The organism is Pseudomonas marvdashtae (genome assembly GCF_014268655.2).
In the GTDB taxonomy this organism is placed as follows: Bacteria; Pseudomonadota; Gammaproteobacteria; order Pseudomonadales; family Pseudomonadaceae; genus Aquipseudomonas; species Aquipseudomonas marvdashtae.
The window spans coordinates 149,940-168,976 of the sequence record NZ_JABWQX020000003.1; the positions used below are offsets into that span (position 1 = coordinate 149,940).

Consider the following 19,037-nt stretch of genomic DNA (forward strand, 5'->3'; position numbering starts at 1 on the left):
GATCGCATATAAATAGTTACCACCTTCCCCATCCCCTGCCTCTCTAGCATGACAGCCCGAAGCATTCGCTTCGGGTTTTTCATATTCTCGAGACAGGGATACTCAGATGACGCTTCATCCTACCGACACAGACTCGATATCTGACTTAAGCATCAGAGGCGCTCTGCTCAATCAATTGCTTGGGGGCCCCAGCTACCCGGAAGTCGCCGCCGCACTGCTGCGCGATGCACTCAGGGACATGTATCCGTCTCTGGACCTGGATCCCTACACGACTGTCATCGGCGAACCGGACTGGGACATTGTCGATGGCGAAATCGTAGAGCTCCCCACCCGCTATAAATCTCTCAGCGATTTGCTGGCCGAGCGAGCGGACGCGAGCCTGCCGACCTTGTTGATTGAAGGACTGCACTTTCTGACCCGTCTTCCCCTCACCACACCCGAGATGCATTTGCCGGTGCGCATCGACCAGATCGGACGGTTGATCAACGAATTGACGCCCGCCATGCCGACGGCCGCCCAGGAAAAGCAACTGACTTACTGGAACACTCCATTTGGCAATTACGATGCGCGCTGGCGGGAGCTTTCCGCCACGCTGCGCAAGCTCTGGAACGTCAAGCAGGTCGAAGGTTGGACGGCAACTGAGTGCGATATGGCCAGGCAGCTGTTTCTCCACCCCAACCCAGAAGACCGCAAGGATAATTTTGACAGCCACGCGTATCTGGTCGACATCGAGATCGTCGATGGCGAACGGATCACCCCTGTGAACGAAAACTCATTGGTGGTCCTGATCGGCCAGATTGACAGAAAGGAGGTCATCCTCACGCACTCGTTACTCAATGGATACGAGAAATTCGACTCACGCCGTGCACTGGGACAATCCCTTCCAACCCATATGGGGAACGCGGAGGGCATCGCGAAAATACAGTGGCGGCTTTACGAGCCCAGCGGCAGCATTTTCGATAACAAGGCCTGCGGGCTCATTGCCATGCAAATCCAGATCCTTGGCATCCCGCACACCACGCTGTATGAGTTCTTCGCCGATGCCGATGCGTCGACCAATATGGAAACCGGACCTGGAGAACGTTGGTTCCAGCATCAAATACCTGAGTGGCTGAAGACAGCGTCGGAAACCGATCAGGTCCTGTTCGCGCAGTACATGAAAGCCCTCTCGGCATTGAGCAGTTCGCATGCCGGCAAAACCTACCTGGACGATATCCCTGACATTAAGAAATACGCGTCCAACGCCCTGACGACCCAGATGCAGGCCGATCATGGCGCTGCTTCGACGCCGGCCCCGAAAAACATTGAAATCGAAATACAGAGCCCCATCGTCTGGGGAGCGTTTGTCGTTCCGTTCCAGCTGGACACGACCCGGTTCAACCTCGTCGATCTGGCCTTGCAGAACCTGATAGCAATGCCATCGGGCAACAAAACCGTCAGGGCTCTGGACGGGACCGAACTCCCGGCATGGGTAACGGTGGAATATGTCGAAAATCTCATCACCCAAGTCGATATCGGCCGTGTCTATCCAGAGCTGGTCAAAGCCAAATTGCTAGACGATCCGGCAGAGTCGACCCGCCGGGAAAAGCTGTATACCGAACAGTTACGTATACAACTGCCCATGCTTGCGCTTGAAGGCAAACTGCGTGGGCTGGGCAATATAGATGACCGTGGTTGCCGATATGTCGCGGCGCTGGTGGAGCCTTCGCAAGCCGACCGCAAGGCTGACGGTCAAGCCATTGTCCTGCGCAAATTGGCGTTCGTGCCCGAACTGCAACTGGGCCTTTCAGAGGACATCGTTGCCAACATGTTCGTGATCGGCCCGCAGACATCAAGTGCCGGTCCTTGCTTGCTCTACCGTCCGATGCTCGAACCGCAGCTTTGGCAGTTCCCCTCGTTCAGCAACTTGATATATGCCATCAGGCAAACTGCTTCCTTGCGGCAGTCGGTGTTGGCGTGGCTGCCCGACGGTGTCCGGGAAACCTACAGCCGATACGTTTTTCCGGGCGCCCTGCCCTCGCCTTGGACCGTTGTGGATTTTGCGACAAGCGCCATGGCGTCGTTGGGCACCGCCGGCCCCGTCAGTCTCAGCGACGAATCCTTGGGGAACGACTTTATGCCGCTGCTGTTCAAGGCCAATGCCGACGCCTTGGTCACGCTCGCTGATCGTCAATCAGTCTCCAATAGCGAGAACCGCTGGGCGTCTTTCAAGCAAGCGGGTTGGCTGATTTTCTCCCTGGCGTTGCCCTATCTCGGTACGACCGCGAACACCACGCTCTGGCTCTGGCAAATAATGACCGACCTTGAGCAACTGACGCAAAACGACGAGGCATCCGCGGGCCAAGCGAAGTGGGAGATCTTCGTCGACTTGCTGCTCAACGTGGCGTTAGGCGTCATCAATATCGCCATCGACCGCAACAGGGCAAACAACCGCAGCCGTCCTTCAGAAGCCCCGGAAATCGCCTCGGAGACCAGCCTGCCCGAACCGGAACCGGAAGCCGAACTGGTTATCGATACACTCGCGCCGCTTATCCCAAAAGAAGTGGCACTGGAACATTACGACGCTATCCATACCAGTGGCGCCTTGATGGGCGTATCCAAAAAGGACGTCCGATTCCTTGATAGCTTCAGCATCGCGGCCCCCGACGAGCCCGGACTCCCCATGAGCGAAGGTGCGCTCAAGGGCCTCTATCAGAAAGACGGGCTGTGGTACGTGAAAATAGCGGACAACTGGTTTGAGGTCGCCGTCGAGACCGAGCAAGTCAGCATCATCGACAAAACACGCACCGGGCCCGCCCTTGTCCATGATGTCCATGGCCAATGGCGGGTCGATAGCCGATTGCGGCTACGCGGCGGTGGATCAAAACGCGTCAGGCGAGAAACCGACGTCTACGCTCAGCGGCGAAGCATTCAATTGCTTGCCGAGCTCAACGGATTCGAAAACCAGAGACTGGCCAACGAGCGGTTGCTGACCATGGATGCTCAGGCGATGGAGCGAGCCTCCGGTGATGCCAGAGCAATTTATCGTGATGTCTACGTGTCGACCTTGGAAGCACAGCGGGATAACTACGAGTTGGCTCTGAACGCATTGATGGAATGGCCGATCTTTCAGTCAAGGCCCGACTCCCCACGAGTATGCCTCGGCTACTTGAACGCGCAGATAAACTTCACCTTCGCGGAAATGGCCGTATTGCGAGAGCGCTTGATCCCCGCCATGGACCAAACGAGGGACATGAGCCTGTCTCAGGTCAATGCGCTGGAGCAACAACACATCGACGCCGCCGACAACATGATTCGGATCGGTGACGACATGATTGAGCGCCTTGAGTATATGGAAACGCGCTTCTCCAAGCTCAAGCAACAAGGACGCGGAGGCTTCGAGATTGTCCGGGAGCATCGTGCAAAGATGCCGTCGTACCAAAGCGACGATCTACGACTTCTTCAACTGGACTTGTTTCGCCACCTCTGCCTGACCCTTGAAAGCGTCGGGACGATGCCCGAAGGCTGGCTGGAAATCAACCGCTTGGTCGACAACGCGATGGTGGCTTTCCAAACCCTGCGCGACGCGCTGGATGAACGCAGCGTAATCCGGCTGGACGAACAGATCGACGTACTCGCAGGCCTGACGGAACAGTTCGCCGGTATCGAAGAGCACCTCGACTATCTGGGCAGCGAATACAACGACAGCGTCAATCGACAGCAACTCATTCGCCTGCGCCAGCGAATAAGCGATTCCAAGAAAAGAGCGTTGAGCCATCTGGCCCAAGCCCTGGATGAGCGCAGCATCCAGCGACGCTCAGGCGGTCCTTATAAAGAACGTCCCGGGCCCAGGAAACAATTTATCAGGACCCGCTTTTGGGGCTTCGTCAGTGGTGAGCCTCGTTTATCCGGGCCGTCCGAAGAAGCGGGTTGGGTCGACGTGAAGAATCCGTTCTCCGGTGAAATCATCGCGACATTCCACCGCAAGGCAACAGGTGAATGGGTCCAGCATGTAACGGTCAACACACCGCAGGCGATCCCGCCCTTGGAAACAAGCCTTCGAAAGGGCCAAGCCCTGATCGACGGACTGCCTGCTTTCAAGGCGCAAATCGAAAAAGACCTGCAGCAGCCAGAACGCACGCCTGCTGGCGTGGCAATGATCTTGAGCGCGCATGCAAGCCGGATGGAGGCAGTCGGGGTGGCGATCAGAAAAGCCCTCGACCAGGCAGAAAGCGTCATGACGAACGAAACGGTTGAACTCCCGGAGGAAAAACAGCGCTCGGCCGAATCCTTGCGATTGTCACTCAAGAAAGAGTCGACAGCACTGTGGGCCGAGGAATACGACACCGTCCTGGGTCTTATCAAGCAGAGCCCGCCTACCATGAGTGGTGTGATCTGGTTGAAAGACCGGAACCTTATCCATGTCACCAAACGAATCAACCGACGCCGCATCAAGATCCCGGAAAAATTCTATCTCGACAGGTACGACATCAAGGATAAGAAAACCGGCAAAACGCTCTGGTTCGCTGACTTCCACTACTCCACGTTTTGGGTCACCGGCCGTTCGTTCCTTTCGGCGCGCCTCAGAACCTTGGAACAAGTCGATTCGGGCTTCGCCGAGATCTCTACGGATGAATTGAGCCAGCGTCAGTTGATCGACCTTTACCGCGGCGAAATCTCCGTGGACCAGGCCATACAGGTCTTTTTCCCGGAGAAACGGTCATGAGCCAACGCCCGGCCTGCGATTGATATCCCCGTTGTGGGCCATCAGGTTTTCCAGGCCTTCTCCAGGCTCGCCAGCGCACTGCCAATCGCCGCTGGCGGGACCGCCGCAAACCCCAGCACCAGCCCGGCGCGCCTCTGCGAGGAGGTGTCGGGCAACCAATAACTGCTCAGACCATTGATTTCGACCCCCACGTCCGTCGCTAGGGCAATCAGCTCACGCTCACGCTCGATGCTGTCCACGGCAACCGTGACATGCAACCCAGCGACGACGGTGGGCATGGCCCCCATACCCGCAACAGCCTTGGGCCAGCCCGCCAGCAACGCATCACGCCGAGCCAGGGCGGCCCTGCGCATACGGCGGATATGCCGCTGGAAATGCCCGGCGGCCATGAACTCGGCCATCACGGCCTGGGTGCTGACTTCGGAGTGGCGCACGTCCACGGCACGCCGGCGGGCGAAGGCGCTGACCAGGCCTGGCGGCAGCACCAGATAGCCCAGGCGCAGGGCCGGGAACGCGACTTTGCCGAACGTGCCGACGTAAAGCACCCGGCCCTGGCCGTCCAACGCCGCCAAGGGCGCCAGGGGCGCGCCGCTGTAGCGGTACTCGCCATCGTAGTCGTCCTCGACGATCCAGCCGTCGTTGCGCTCGGCCCAGGCCAACAGTTCCAGGCGTCGTGGCAGGCTCATGACCACCCCGGTCGGATATTGGTGGGAGGGGGTGACGTAGGCCAGCCGACAGTGGTTCAACGCACCGAGCGCCGTGCAATCCAAGCCATCGCTATCAACCGGCACGCCCCTGACGTCGGCGCCAGCAACGGCGAACGCATGCCCCGCCGCGCGATAGCCAGGATTTTCCACCGCCACGACGTCGCCCGGGTCCACCAGCAGCTGTGCACAAAGGCTAATGCCCTGCTGCGCGCCGCTGGTGATCACAATTTGCTCAGCCGTGCAGTGCAGCCCGCGGGAGCTGCGCAAATAAGCGGCGATCAGCCCGCGCAAGCGTGCGTCCCCTTGGGAATCGCCATAACACAGCTGTTGCAGATCCGGCTTGCGCCAGAAAGCCGCATTCAGCTTGGCCCAGACGTCAAAAGGGAACAGATCGAAAGCCGGCACGCCGACCCTGAATGCTCGCGGCGGGCCACTGGGTGGCGGGGGTAAATGGTGGTTTTCGACGCGGTTCAAGGCGTCGCTGTGGATAACTTTACTGGATGGAAGCACAGGTAAATCGAGCCAATCTGTGGATAAGGCTGTGGGTAAGCCTGTTGAAAAGCCTGTGGATACTTTTGTGGATATGTTTTTCAGCGGCAAGGTCGTCGTGGACAGTTTCGCCACGTAAGTCCCGTCACCAACCCGCCCTTCGATGAAACCCTCGGCGTAGAGCTGGTCATAGGCCCGCACCACGCTGTTGCGCGAAATCGACAAGGCGGCCGCCAGGTCACGGCTGGCCGGCAGGCGCGTGCCGCTGGCCAGACGCCCGTCCAGCACTCGGGCACGCAACGCCTGGTAAAGCTGGCGGCTGAGCCCATGACGGCGGTCCAGTTCGATACCCGCGGGGTTGAACGACAGTGGCGGCGCGGCGTTGTGCATGACAGCCCTCGCAAATGGACCTATCGAATTGGTCGTAAGTGGCTCTTACAACAGACCAATAGCCTGCCTAGGATGCTCGCATTCGCCAAGGAAAATCATCATGTACAACCCCAAAGCCTTTGCCATCGAAGACCTGCCCCAACTGCACCAGATGATGGGCGACTGCCGCCTGGCCGTATTGGTCACCCACGGCGAACACGGCTTGCAGGCCAGCCATCTGCCGTTGTTGCTGGACACGCGACAGGGGCCGAACGGCAGCCTTTATGGGCACATGGCCCGGGCCAATCGACAATGGCGCGACCTCGAAGCCGGCGCCGAAGCCTTGGTGATATTCGCCGGTGCCGAGGCGTATGTCAGCCCGGGGTTCTACCCGAGCAAGGCCGAACACGGCAAAGTCGTGCCGACCTGGAACTACGTGGCCGTACACGCCTACGGCAAGGCCGAGGTGTTCAGCGATGCTCATCGCCTGCGCAACCTGGTCGGCGCCCTCACCGACCGCCACGAAGCCGGTCGTGGGCAGCCATGGAAGATCGATGATGCACCGGCCGAGTACATCGACAGCATGCTCAAAGCCATCGTCGGCTTCGCCCTGCCCATCCAGCGTCTGGAAGGCAAGCGCAAGCTCAGCCAGAACCGCAGCCCCGCGGATGTCGCCGGGGTACGCAACGGGCTCGCCGCCAGTCCCGATCCGCAGGACCGGGCCCTCGCCCACCTGATACCTGAACAATTGTCCAAGGAGTGAACATGAGCCAGCCCGAAACCCGCCTCGTCAACGCCGCCGATCACGCTGCCTGGCTGCCGTTGTGGCAAGCCTACCTGCGGTTCTACAACACCGAGCTGCCGGAGGCGGTCAGCCAAAGCACTTGGCAGCGCTTGCTCGATGAGCGTGAACCGACCCATGCTGCCCTGGCCTGGCAGGGCGACACAGCGGTGGGCCTGGTGCACTTTATCTATCACCGCTCGAACTGGAGCATCGAGAATTCCTGCTACCTGCAAGACCTGCTGGTGACGGAACAGAGCCGTGGCACCGGTGTGGGTCGCCAGCTTATCGAATTCGTCTACGCCACCGCCAAGGCCGACGGTTGCTGCAAGGTGCACTGGTTGACCCACGAAACCAACGCCACGGCGATCCAGCTGTACGAGCGCATCGCCGAACGCCCAGGCTTCATTCAATTTCGCAAAGCCCTTTAAGGAGCGCCTCATGACGACTTCACTCGCTGATTGGAAAGGTGCCCCGGCGCCCTCCGCGCATTTGCTCGAAGGGCGTTTCATTCGCCTGGAAAAACTCGACCCGGCGCGGCATGCCGACGGCCTGTGGCAAGCCCTCGAAGGTCCCGGGGCCGACCCGAAACTCTGGGATTACTTGCCCTATGGTCCGTTCAAGGATCGCGTCACGTTCGACGCCTGGCTGAACAACCATGCCGCCAACTCCGACCCATATTTCTTCAGCGTGATCGACCGTGCCAGCGGCGAGGTGCAGGGCATTCTCAGTCTCATGTCCATCGTCCCGGCCCAAGGCCGCATCGAGATCGGCCACGTGACGTTCGGCGCGCCGATGCAGCGCTCGCCGAAAAGCACTGAAGCCGTTTATCTGCTGGCAAAAGAATCGTTCGCCCTGGGTTATCGCCGCCTGGAATGGAAGTGCAACAACGCCAACGCCCGCTCCAAATATGCGGCCGAGCGGCTGGGGTTTACGTTCGAGGGTGTATTCCGCCAGCACATGGTGGTCAAGGGCCAGAACCGCGACACGGCCTGGTACTCGATGCTGGACTCGGAATGGCCCGCCATCGGCGCCGGGTTCGAGCGCTGGTTGAGCGAAGAGAACCAGCGCGAGGACGGGCAGGTGCGCGGCTTGGTGGAGTGCCGGCTCTAGGGCTGCTGCCGGCCACCTACCCGTGGCGGCTGCCCTTGTGGCGAGGGGATTTAGCGAAACGTCGCACCGCCCCGTTGGGCTGCGCAGCAGCCCTAAAACCTGCCACCTCGGTGTATCAGGTTAATTGTGTTCAGCCTTTTGGGGCTGCTGCGCAGCCCAGCGGGGATAAATCCCCTCGCCACATAACGACTCAAATCATTTGGGAATCGACGTTTTGCGTGCGGCCAGGAACGACCGCAGCGATTCGGGCGTCACCCCCGCTCGGGCATACTGCCAAGCCCAATCCGGTATCGATCCATGACGACTCAGGTAAAGCGCCAGCGTCAGGCGGCTGTGGTCTGCAGTCGTCCCTGGAAAATCAAAGCTGCGCAGAAAACGCAGGACTTGTCTTGGCGTCACACCATAGGTGCCGAGAATGACCTGATGGGCGTGGGCTTCGTCGAGCGTAAGGCTGTCGATCAGCGCGCTGGTAAAAGCCGACTCGGAACTCAGTGAATCACGCTGCGCCAATGTTCGCCGGATATTCTCATCGCTGAACTGTGGCCCGACCAAATCGTCCCAGATTCGCCGGGCGCTATGCGCTGAGATACCCGGCATGGTTTGAATGGATCGCCACAGGTCCGGGGTCTCGAAAAAAATCGCGATCCGGCTATTGGAAGCCATCTGCCCTGAAACGTTGAACAAACCCATGGCCGTCGACATGTTGCTGCCATCGAGGGGCCGAGTTCCCTGGAGAAAATCCCAAAAACTCACCAAGGCGTCCTGATGGAAAAAAAGATCGCGCAGATTGCGATCGTTGAATGGTCGCATCCAATCGATATCAATGCCGCCCCTTCTCACCAGCTCTTGATAACGGCTGCCGGTATAGCCGGCAATGATTTGAAGGCGCGCGTCGTTCAGCGCCGGATTACGTATCCATGCCGCAAGGGCGTTCACCGGAAACAGGCCGCCCAGATTGGAAGCGATCACGGGGCTGCGCAGGAGTATCCGGGCCCGCGCCAACAACACGGGGTAACGTTCAAGGGACACCAAGAGCAGATTCGTGAGGTCCTCGACCCTGTCGTAGTACACGAACTGATCCATCAGATCGACATCGTCATCGATGCGTGCGCCCGTCTCACGCTCGAATCGTCCTGCCACTTCCTTCAGGTCGTCGCGATCGACCAAAAGAGCACCATTGAGTTGTTCGTCGAGCTGCTCATCGGTGAGACCGCCATGCACGGCCTGATCGTACTTGACGTAGGCCATTCCATTGCGAGGGTGATGGTCTGTCAGCTCACGGGCCCGAATGCCGTATTCAAGCATGATGTGCACCACGTCCTGAGAGAGCATGAGGTATTCGTTATTGAGCAGTTCGGCGATTTGCCGGCGGTCGATGGGCTGCAACAGCACATCCTCGAAGAATGCCTGCAAGGCCTGACTTTTTTGCGTGTAATACGGAATGCTGCTCAGCATCAAGCGACCCGGCATGCGCGGTGATAAATAGTTTCCGATGTATTGCAGTATCTCCGGCGGCAAGTCAGCCGCCTGGGCTTGATCCAATACCCGACGTCCCGATTCTCTTGCATACACGTCCAAGTAATTCTGGATCGGCCGAAACAAGCCATGTGGATTGGCACCGCCATAGATGACGTGGGTCAGGTCGAGCACTGCCGGCTCGTCCATGATGTCTGCCAGCGTCCGTGCATTATCAGAGAGTGCCTGCTGAATCCCGGAGGGTTGCGCCACCAAGTAATCATTTACTTCCGGATGCAGGTCGATGTAATCGGCGACGTCATTGCGCAACCCCTGCATCGAAAACCGCTGTGGGGCCTGCCCCTCATTCAATCCCCGGGCGACGGCATTGAAGAAGCAGTCACCATCGGCATCGAACCTGATGACAGTTTCTCCCAACATCAGGTTGTAATGGTTCTCACCGATCCGGCTCAAGACGACATCGGTGTCTGATCTCAGCGGATGATCAATGGCCGGATAAGCCCGTTCAACCTGTCCCGGCGTAAAGCGCACTGACCAGTCCTGATGCGCCGGTCTTTGCTCGATGATCAACAAGCTGCGGTTGCGTGGCCAATTCGGCAGCCGGGTGATGAGGGCAGGCACCAGATCCATGATCTCGACGTCCCACTCGTTTGGCGTGCGCACCAGATTGGAAGTGCTACGAGGCAATGCGGCAGGCTGCTTGGGATTTGAAGAGCCTGGTTGGGGGGACGGCGATCGCGAGCGCTTGCCGCCGCCCCAGCCGTGCCCTACCGAGCGCCACTCACCATCGGGCATCCGCGCCACGGTATTTCTGCTCACACCACTGGAGCGGATGCTCAGCCCCGTGACAGGGTCGACGATGGTCGCCTCGGTGGCCCTCGACCGCGTATGGTCATGCACCCGGAACACCGTCCCATCGGGTTGTCGCACATACACTGGGCGGGTCACGCTCCCCGTGGCGTTTTGAGTGATCGTAGGGCGATAAAAACCTTGCAGGTCCGGTGTAACCCCTCGTAGCAACGACGTGTCCGTCACGGCATAACGGCGATAAAGCGCATCTTCCAGCGGCAGCCCGGCCAACGCTTCGGCCTGGCTTTGGCGAGCCGTCACCGCCAGGAAAGTGGACTTGCCGCGTACCGGAACGCTCACCCCTACGGCCAGCCCTTTCTGCACATGGTTTGCCACACGATCGACGAACGCCAGGGTGGCCAGGTTCGTTGGGACAGCACCAGTCCTGAGCACCAGCAAGCCGGTCTTGATAGCGCGCAAGAGCATTTGGAAACCCGGTACTAGCAGGCCGGCCAGGTCAACGATGAGCTCGACGGTCATCATCCCCAGCCTCGCCGCGGCTTGATGACGGATATCCCGGTTGCTGTTGGAGCGGTGATCCGCGTAGGCGCTTTGGAAATCGACATAGGCCTTGTGAAGACTTTCAAACAGATCGCCGCTCAACAACACCCCACGAATCAACGGCCGACCGCCTTGCTGGCCCAACAGGCGCTTGATCTGCGCGAGATCGAGCGTGGAAATGCGCGAACGGAAATACGCCTGCCACTGTTCTTCCGGCAACAGCCCGGCGATGCCGTCGCTCAGGTCAGCGAACTCATGGAAATCTTCACCACCGGGGCTGTCCGGGAAATAGACGCCCACGGTGCCGTGGATATCCGGGCCGTCCTGATCGGAAAAAATCAATACGCCGTCGATGCTGACCGCGTTGTTCAGCGCATCTTGCTGTCCTCCTGCCCCCACGCTGCCGCCCAGTACCAAGCCATGGACGCAGACCTTGCGCCCATCGACCCGGGCGCGCCCCGCCGCTGTCGGCGAACGCAAGACCGTGTCCAGCCAGAAAGCCACCCGCTTGCAAGGTTTTGGTGGGTCGAATGCCTTATCGAGCACGGTGGTCTTGAACACCTTGTCGCCCCTGAGCGAAGCCTCGTAGCCCTTGAATTGCAAGTTAGCCAGATACGCCGCCTGCCAGGCGGCCTTGTATCGAGGTTCGTTCATCGCCTTGCGCAGCAGGGTTTCATAACGGCCCCCGACATCAAGATGGCTTGCCATCTCGGCAAGCTGCTTGCCCGTCAAGGTGATAAAGAAACCATTGGCCGGGTGCCGAACACGCTGGCCATGTCGATCGAGCAGATAAACCGGCAGGACTTCCCTCATCGCGTTGGGGTATTGAGACGGGCGCAGGTTATCGAGCATCAACTGCGTCAGGCTGCTGGTACGGAACTGGCTCGGACGGGCAATATTGCCCTGGAACAGCGTGACCACGGTTTTGTCCGCGTCCGGCTCGATGCCTGGATACACGGTGCGCTCAAGGTATTGCCTGATCTGCTGGCGCGTGAACTGCAGCAGCGTCTGCACACCGCCGCCCAAGGCGTAGACGGCCTTGAATACCTGCCCTTCCAGACGACGATATTGGGTTTGCTCGGACCGGGTCGCGGCCTTGTAGAAACCCGGGCGATTGTTTTCCACCAGGGTTTGCTGGCGCACCGCCAGGGGCTCGGCCAGTGACAACATGGGCAGGCCCAATGCACTTTCGGCGCGCTGAGCGAAAGCGTTCAACGCGAGCGTCTCGTTTCCTGGCGCATTCAGGACCTTTTCCAGGGCGGCGCTTTGCAGTTGCAGCAGGTCATCCGCCGCCACCTCAAACACATGCCCGGACAGTTCGGACGAAATATCGAGGATGGTGCGCTCCTGCCCTTCATGGGTCGGGTGCACATTGCTGATCAGCTCTTGTACCGAACGGAATCGCTGTATCCCACCTTCCAGGGAGTACAGGAACAACGTCAGGCGATCAGTAAACTTGATCACCATCGCGGCGGGCCATTTCTGCGGTGCCGCCGTGCCCATGTCTAGCATCACGGTGTAGACGTGGGGAATGGGAGCCCGCAGCAACCGGCTTCGATCCGCTTTGGAAGGATGGGTGGTAATGATGTCCACCAGGCGGTCTTCATCTTGCTGCTGGATGCGCTCACTGGGCGTGAGTGGGGTGGCTGGCCCCCGATCAACTTTATACAGGTCGAAAAAGTGCAGGAATCGCAGGGCAAGCAAGTGAGCGAAGGCCGCCGCCGTGGTGGGCAGCTCGAGGGACGCTTCGCGGTAAAGACGGTTGCGAAACTGGGTCAAGTCGTCGTGAAACTGGCGCTTCATGCGCTCATTCGTGGTGGGGTTGGCGAGGTAAAGCACAGTCTCCATCGCGCGTAGATCCTGCGCGTCCGGCGGGCCGACAAACAGGCTGTCGGCCTCCTTCACCGAGTCCGGACGGGTGAAGAAATCCACACCGCCGCCCGTATAGGTCTCGGGCGTGTCCGTCTGCAAGCATCGCCACAGGACGTCGGTAAAACTTTCCGAAGTCGTCAGTGAGCGCCCACCGTTCGAGTCAGCCGTGAAGTGATTCACATAGCAGAAGTCCGGATCAATCTCCTCAGGCCGTGCGGCGCGTAATTTGCGCGGGAGAATTTTTGTTTCGAGGGTGTCGACCAGCAAACGCTTCAGCACGGTGTCGAACGTCGGAAGACCGGCGAACAGACGCACCAGTTTCGCCTGGTTGGTATCCAGCGAACCCAATAATCTGGCCTGCTCTTTTCCCTTGGGGCTGAGCGGGTCGCCTTGAGCCTCGCTTGGGGCAATAGCGGGTTGGTCAATGCTCCGATAATTGTGAGGAATACCCGCTTTCAACTCGCCCAGGAGGCTTTGCGAGAGGGCTTGGCCATTGACGCTCAACGGCGCGAAGTTCACTGATAAATGGCTTCGGTGTGGATAAACCCAGCCTTCGCGGGCCGGGCGCGCAACGCTGGCGACCGTATCGGTGCTTTGATAGGCGACTGAAAAGCCCTGGGTCACGGCATTGCGCAAAGGCACCGAAACGCTTTTTAGTTCTGCTGCCGAGTCAACCGTATCGACTTCTTGGTAGGTGACCTTAACCAGGGTGTCACCGGCAAGACCTCTTTCAAGCAGCCACTGATCGGCAAACGGGTGCGGTTGAAATTCCAGGCCGCTGGGTAACAGGGTAATGGGCTTAAAAGAGGCTACAGCCGTGTTCGCTGGCGTGCCCGGCTTATCTTCGGGAAGAGTAGACATTCAAGGGTCCGGTTTTGATTGAGGAAACCGGACCCTATCCCGTCGCTGAAACGCAAATGGCATACATATATATAGGCATCGCTGCGCAAGCGGCGAAAATCGTAAGCTTGAATGTCCTGCCAAACCGGTCGGGTAACTTAGTCCGGGGTGGTCAAGGTTCGTAGTTTGCCAGGATCGTGTCTTTTCATCGCTCCGAACGGCCTGAGCGAGTCCGGCGTCACGCCTTCTCTCGCATACTGCCAGGCCCATTCCGGCACTGTCAGATAGTTTTCCAGATACAAGGCAAAATCCAGACGGCTATGACCCAGGCGGTTGGTTGGAAAATCAAAGTTATACAGGTATTGCTGGGCCCGCCCTTGGCCGATGCTCAACAACCCCTGAACAATGAGATTCACACGGGCTTCATCGGGCTCCAGGCTGTCCCTTAACGCAACCGCAAAATTCAACCCGGAGCCCAGCGCCCCAGGATGCCTGAGTGTCCGTTGAATATTGGCATCGCTGAAATACGGCCCGATCAGTTCGTTCCAGATTTGCCGGGCCATGTCTTGCGGGAGAAGTTGAAGGGAGTCCCAAAGCCCCGGGGTATTGAATAACATCGCGACTCGGGTATTTGAAACAGCCTGATCGGGTGACCTGAACAACCCCGCGACAGCAGGCATGCCAATATCACCCGCATCGCTCCGGGCGCCTCCAAGAAACCTCAAGAGGCCCGTTAACGCTTGTTGATGAGTGAAAAGGTTTTGTAGGTTGCGATCACTGAACGGTCGCATCCAATCGATATCGAGGTGGTTATTACTCAGCAGCTCGTCATAGCGAGTATTGGCATACTCGGCAATCATGCGCAGCCGTGCCTCGGTTATAGCCGGATTGCGCAACCAACTGGCAAATAAAGCTACGCTCAATTTATCGGCCAAGGTAAAGGCAATGATCCGGGATTCGAGGAGAATTCCAGCCCGCCTCTGCAGATCGGGAAAACGCCTTAGCGCGCTACGATATAAATCTCTCGTTGCATCCGCTGAGTTGTATTCGACCAGCAACCCCAGCAACGCTTTATCGTTGTCGACGTCTCGGCCAGTAATCCGTTTGATGTTGGCCGATAAGTCCTCCAGATCATTGCGAGTCACCAGCGTTGCACCCTCCAGCACTTGCTCAAGTTCATCCTCGTCGAGATGTCCGTGAACGGCCTCGTCATACATGACATAACCTTCCCTGGAGACGGGATGATTCCATGCCAACTCCCAGGAGGTGACGCCATACTCGAGCATGATATGCAGTTGGTGATGACTCAGTACAAATTGGCTGTCGTCGAGCAATTCATCGATGTGACGGCCCTGGACGGGCTCCAGCAAAACATCTTGTAGAAAGCGGCGAAAGAACCGTTTTTCATCCGAGGAAAATAAAGGCCCGTACCCTCTATCCAGAGGACCCGGAGCCCGGGGTGACAGAGAGTGACCCATCGCTTGCAACCTCTGAGGAGGTAAGTCAGCGTCTTGCGCTTGAGCCAAGACACTACGGTTCACACGGTCTCCATATAGCCTCAGATAGTTCAGGGTCGGTCGAAACAACCCATGCGGGTTGGGACCGCCATGAACGATCCGCGTCAAAAAGCCGAAGGCATCTCGGCCCAACAGGGATTTCAACGGCGGTGCCCTATTGAGCAGGACTTGTTGAGTGGTGGCCTGTGGTACCGGCAGGTATGGACTCAATTCGGGGTGCTGGTCGATATAGTCGGCCGCGGCATCACGCAACCCTTGCGTGGAGAAAGTTTCTTGCGATTGCCCTTCGTTCAAACCTCGGGCGATAGCATTGAAGAAGCAATCGCCGTCCGGGTCCAAAGTTTCGACACGATCCGGCAGGATCAGGCTGTAATGATTACGCGCCACACGCCTCAAGACGATATCGGTGCGTGCTCTATGCGGATGAGCGCTCATCGGATAAACGCTTTCAGCATGCCCAGGGGAGAAACGCACCGACCAATCACGTTCCGGGGCTATTTCATCCATGATCAGCAAACTTCGGTTCTGCGGCCAACTCGGCAAGCGAGTCATGATTGCCGGGACCAGGTCCACAACCTCCTCGTCCCAAACCCCTGGCGTGCGTACCAGATCAGAAGCCGCGCGGGACGAAGTGGCAGGTCTCTTCGGTTTTGACGGGCCTGGCTGGGAAGTCATCTCTCCCGGACGTTTCCCACCTCCCTGGCCAAACCCTACGGCGCGCCATTCCCCATCGGGCATCCGCGCCACGGTACTCCTCATCACACCGCTGGTACGAATGCTCAAGCCCGTCAACGGATCGACAAGGGTGGCTTCGGTGGCGTTCAAACGCGTGTGATCGTGAACCCGGAAAACCGTCCCGTCGGGTTGCCGTACGTAGACGGGACGCGTGACGCTACCGGTAACATTATCGGTCACGGTGGGGCGATAAAAACCTTGGGCGTCCGCCGAAACGCCCCGAATCAAGGACTCATCCGTCACGGCATAACGACGATAAAGCGCCTCCTCCAACGGCAGCCCCATCAACACTTCCCCTTGGTTCTGAGGAACTGCCAACGCCTTGAGGACGGGTTGGTCCCGCAATGGAAGGATGACGCCGTGAACAGGTCGTCGTCCTTTGCGAGTGGCGACGTTATGCACACGCAACAGCGTTTTCAGGTCCATCGGGATACCGGTCTTGAATGTCCGGTAGCCAACCTCCACTGCACGCTTGAGCAATCGAAAGCCAGGCGTGAACAGCAAACCCACCACATCCATCACGCTTTCGACCACCGCCATGCCGACCCTTAAAGCGGTTTCACGCTGTATATCCCGGTTGCTGGTGGAGCGGTGATCCGCGTACGCGCTGTGAAAGTTAACGTGCGCCCAATGATGGGTTTCAAGAAAATCACCGGTGATAAGCACCCCCCGAACCAGAGGACGACTGCGATGCTGGCCTAGCAGCGTTTTTATTTCCTCCTGATCGACACTGGCAACGCGCGAACGGAAATAAGTTTGCCACTCCTCCTGTTTCAGCAGCTCTGTGACACCGTCACTCAAATCAGAGAATTCATGCAGGTCTTGTCCCTTTGGAGCGTCCGGAAAACAAACCCCAACGGTCCCCTTGATCACCGGCCCGTGCTGATCGGTAAAGATCAGTGCGCCGTCGATGCTAGTCGCGTTGCCCATCGTCCCGTTCTGTCCACCCATACCCACGCTTCCTCCCAGCAGAAGACCGTAGACATGAACCTGGCGCCCGCAAACCAGCGGGCGCGCCTCCGCTGACGGCGACGCCGCGATGACCCGCAACCAGAGAGCGAGCAGTTTTCTGGATTTCGCAGGCTTGAGGGTCTGATCGAGTGCGTCGACCCTGAACACCGCTTCGCCTCTGAGCGTCGCCTCGTACGTCTTGAACTTTATATTGGCCAGGTACGCTGCCTGCCACGCCGCTTTGTAGCCAGGCTTATTCAGTGCGTCTCGGAGCACGACTTCATAACTCCCACCGACATCGAGCGTCGTCGCCATCGTGGCAAGCTCATCCCCCGCCAAAGTAATGTGGATACCGCTGGCCGGGTGCCGGATACGTTGGCCATGTCCGTCGATCAAGTAAACGCTCGATACCTCCCTCAGTGCATTCGGATACTGAGGCGAACGGATGTTGTCGAGCATCAACTGGGTCAAGTGGGTAGTGCGGGAACTCCTCGGCTCGATGCTTTTCCCGAAAGAAAGCGTGATCATTGTTTTGTCCGGGTCGGGATCTATATCGGTGTGCACTGTTTGCCGAAGATAGGCTCGGATCTTTTGGCGGGCGAACTGCTCGATCGACTGAATGCCGCCGCCCAGTCGGTAGGCCGCGTCCATTGCCTTGCCCTCCAAACGGCGATAATGAGCTCGTTCCAAACGTGTCGCGGTTTTGTAGAAATCGGGCCGGTTGTTTTCGATCGCTGTTGCCATGCGAAAAAGCAGCGGACCGGCCAGCGACAGCATTGGCAGAACCAGCGCAACCTCGACGTTGTTTGCAAACGCTCTTACAGCAATCGTCGCGTTTTGCGGTGCATTCACTGCTCTTTCGAGCGCTGCGCTTTGCACCACCAGCAGCTCTTGTGCCGCGACATCGAATACATGCCCGGTGAGCTCGGATGAAATATCTCGGATTGTGTGCACTCGTCCTTCATAGACAGGCTGCACTTCATTGACCAGCTGTTGAAAAGAATCGAATCGCTGCAGTCCGCCCTCCAGGGAGTAAAGAAACAGCGCCAGCCCGTCCACTCGCTTGATTACCATTGCCGCGGGCCATGTCTGGGATGCCTCGGCTCCCATGTCCAGCATGACGGCATAGACATGTGGGATGGGCGCCCGCATCAATCGGCTTCTTGCTGTCTTATCAGGATGCGTCGTGATGATATCCAGCAGGCGTTCTTCCTCGATCCGTTGGGTTCGCGCACTTTGGGTTAATTCTGAGGAGGGGGGCTGATCGACTTTGTACAAGTCGAAAAGATGTTGAAACCGTTGGTAAAGCAGATGGGCGAACGCCGCTTCCATTGTCGAAGGCGTAGTGGAATCCAGCGAGCCGTTCCAATGTTGGCTGGTGTGAAAAAGCTTGAGCTCGTCACGGAACTGACCCTTCACTTTGTCCTGAGTGGTGGGGTTGGCGATATAAAAGGCAGACGCCATGGCCCCTAGGATTCGCCCATCCACCGCGCCCGCAAACAGACTGTCAACTTCGTCCACGGTATCCGGACGGGAGAAAAATCCCACTTCCCCGGTGGTGAAAATGGGAGGCTTATCCGTTAGCAGACATTCCCATAGCACCTCAGTAAAACTCAGCGAGGACGTCAGTGAACGCTCACCGTTCGGGTCAACGGTAAAGTGATTCACATAGCAGTGATCAGGGTCCAGGTTCGGAAATTGCGAGCCGCGAAATTGTTGCGCCGCAATCCCGGCTTTGATGGTGCTGACCAGCAGATTCTTGATCACCGTATCGAACGTTGGGAGTTTGGCGAACAAACGGACCAGTTTTTCCTGGTTGATATCCAGGAGCTCCAATAGGCGACGTTGTACATCGCCCTGGTCAGGCTGGGCGAGGGCTTGCTGATCGTTGACGGATCGAACATCGCTGGGTAGCGACGACGTGCTGGTTTCATTTGTTGAATCGAAAGGCATTGGACTGTCCAAGTTGTGGTTGGAAAGTCCAGAACCTATCGCGTCGTAAGGGCGCGGCAGACATACATATATATAGCGTCGCCACAGCTGCGTGGCGCAACCGTAACCGCCAATGTCCACGCTGTTGGGCGCAGGGGTGTTATGGGCGGTCGACCCGGCACTGTTTCCTTTACCTGCCG

At 58.4% G+C, this 19,037-nt stretch carries 7 protein-coding genes; 4 read left to right on the forward strand and 3 right to left on the reverse strand.

What is annotated here, in order from left to right; translation table 11 throughout:
- The first annotated feature begins 106 nt into the window (after positions 1-106).
- Positions 107-4,705: a dermonecrotic toxin domain-containing protein gene (locus HU742_RS23580; protein WP_186644897.1), complete on the forward strand. Its 4,599-nt coding sequence runs from the start codon at positions 107-109 to the stop codon at positions 4,703-4,705.
- A gap of 41 nt (positions 4,706-4,746) precedes the next feature.
- Here the strand turns inward: HU742_RS23580 and pdxR are convergent, their stop codons facing one another.
- Positions 4,747-6,291, reverse strand: coding sequence for a MocR-like pyridoxine biosynthesis transcription factor PdxR (gene pdxR, locus HU742_RS23585; protein WP_186644899.1), 1,545 nt, complete (start codon positions 6,289-6,291; stop codon positions 4,747-4,749).
- A gap of 100 nt (positions 6,292-6,391) precedes the next feature.
- Here pdxR and HU742_RS23590 point away from each other — a divergent pair, with 100 nt between their 5' ends.
- From HU742_RS23590 to HU742_RS23600, 3 genes are read left to right on the forward strand one after another with little or no spacing between them, the layout of a single operon-like run.
- Positions 6,392-7,033, forward strand: a complete 642-nt coding sequence (locus tag HU742_RS23590; protein ID WP_186644901.1) for an FMN-binding negative transcriptional regulator — start codon at positions 6,392-6,394, stop codon at positions 7,031-7,033.
- Positions 7,034-7,035: 2 nt separating this feature from the next.
- Positions 7,036-7,482, forward strand: a complete 447-nt coding sequence (locus HU742_RS23595; RefSeq protein ID WP_186644903.1) for a GNAT family N-acetyltransferase — start codon at positions 7,036-7,038, stop codon at positions 7,480-7,482.
- A 10-nt stretch (positions 7,483-7,492) separates the two neighbouring features.
- Positions 7,493-8,164: a GNAT family N-acetyltransferase gene (locus HU742_RS23600; protein ID WP_186644904.1), complete on the forward strand. Its 672-nt coding sequence runs from the start codon at positions 7,493-7,495 to the stop codon at positions 8,162-8,164.
- 195 nt (positions 8,165-8,359) lie between these two features.
- On the opposite strand, the gene HU742_RS23605 is transcribed toward HU742_RS23600, so the two are convergent.
- Positions 8,360-13,723, reverse strand: coding sequence for an OTU domain-containing protein (locus HU742_RS23605; RefSeq protein ID WP_186644905.1), 5,364 nt, complete (start codon positions 13,721-13,723; stop codon positions 8,360-8,362).
- A gap of 137 nt (positions 13,724-13,860) precedes the next feature.
- Entirely contained in the window at positions 13,861-18,858 is a 4,998-nt protein-coding gene (locus HU742_RS26850; protein WP_225923652.1) for a dermonecrotic toxin domain-containing protein, read from the reverse strand.
- Between the last annotated feature and the right edge of the window lie 179 nt (positions 18,859-19,037).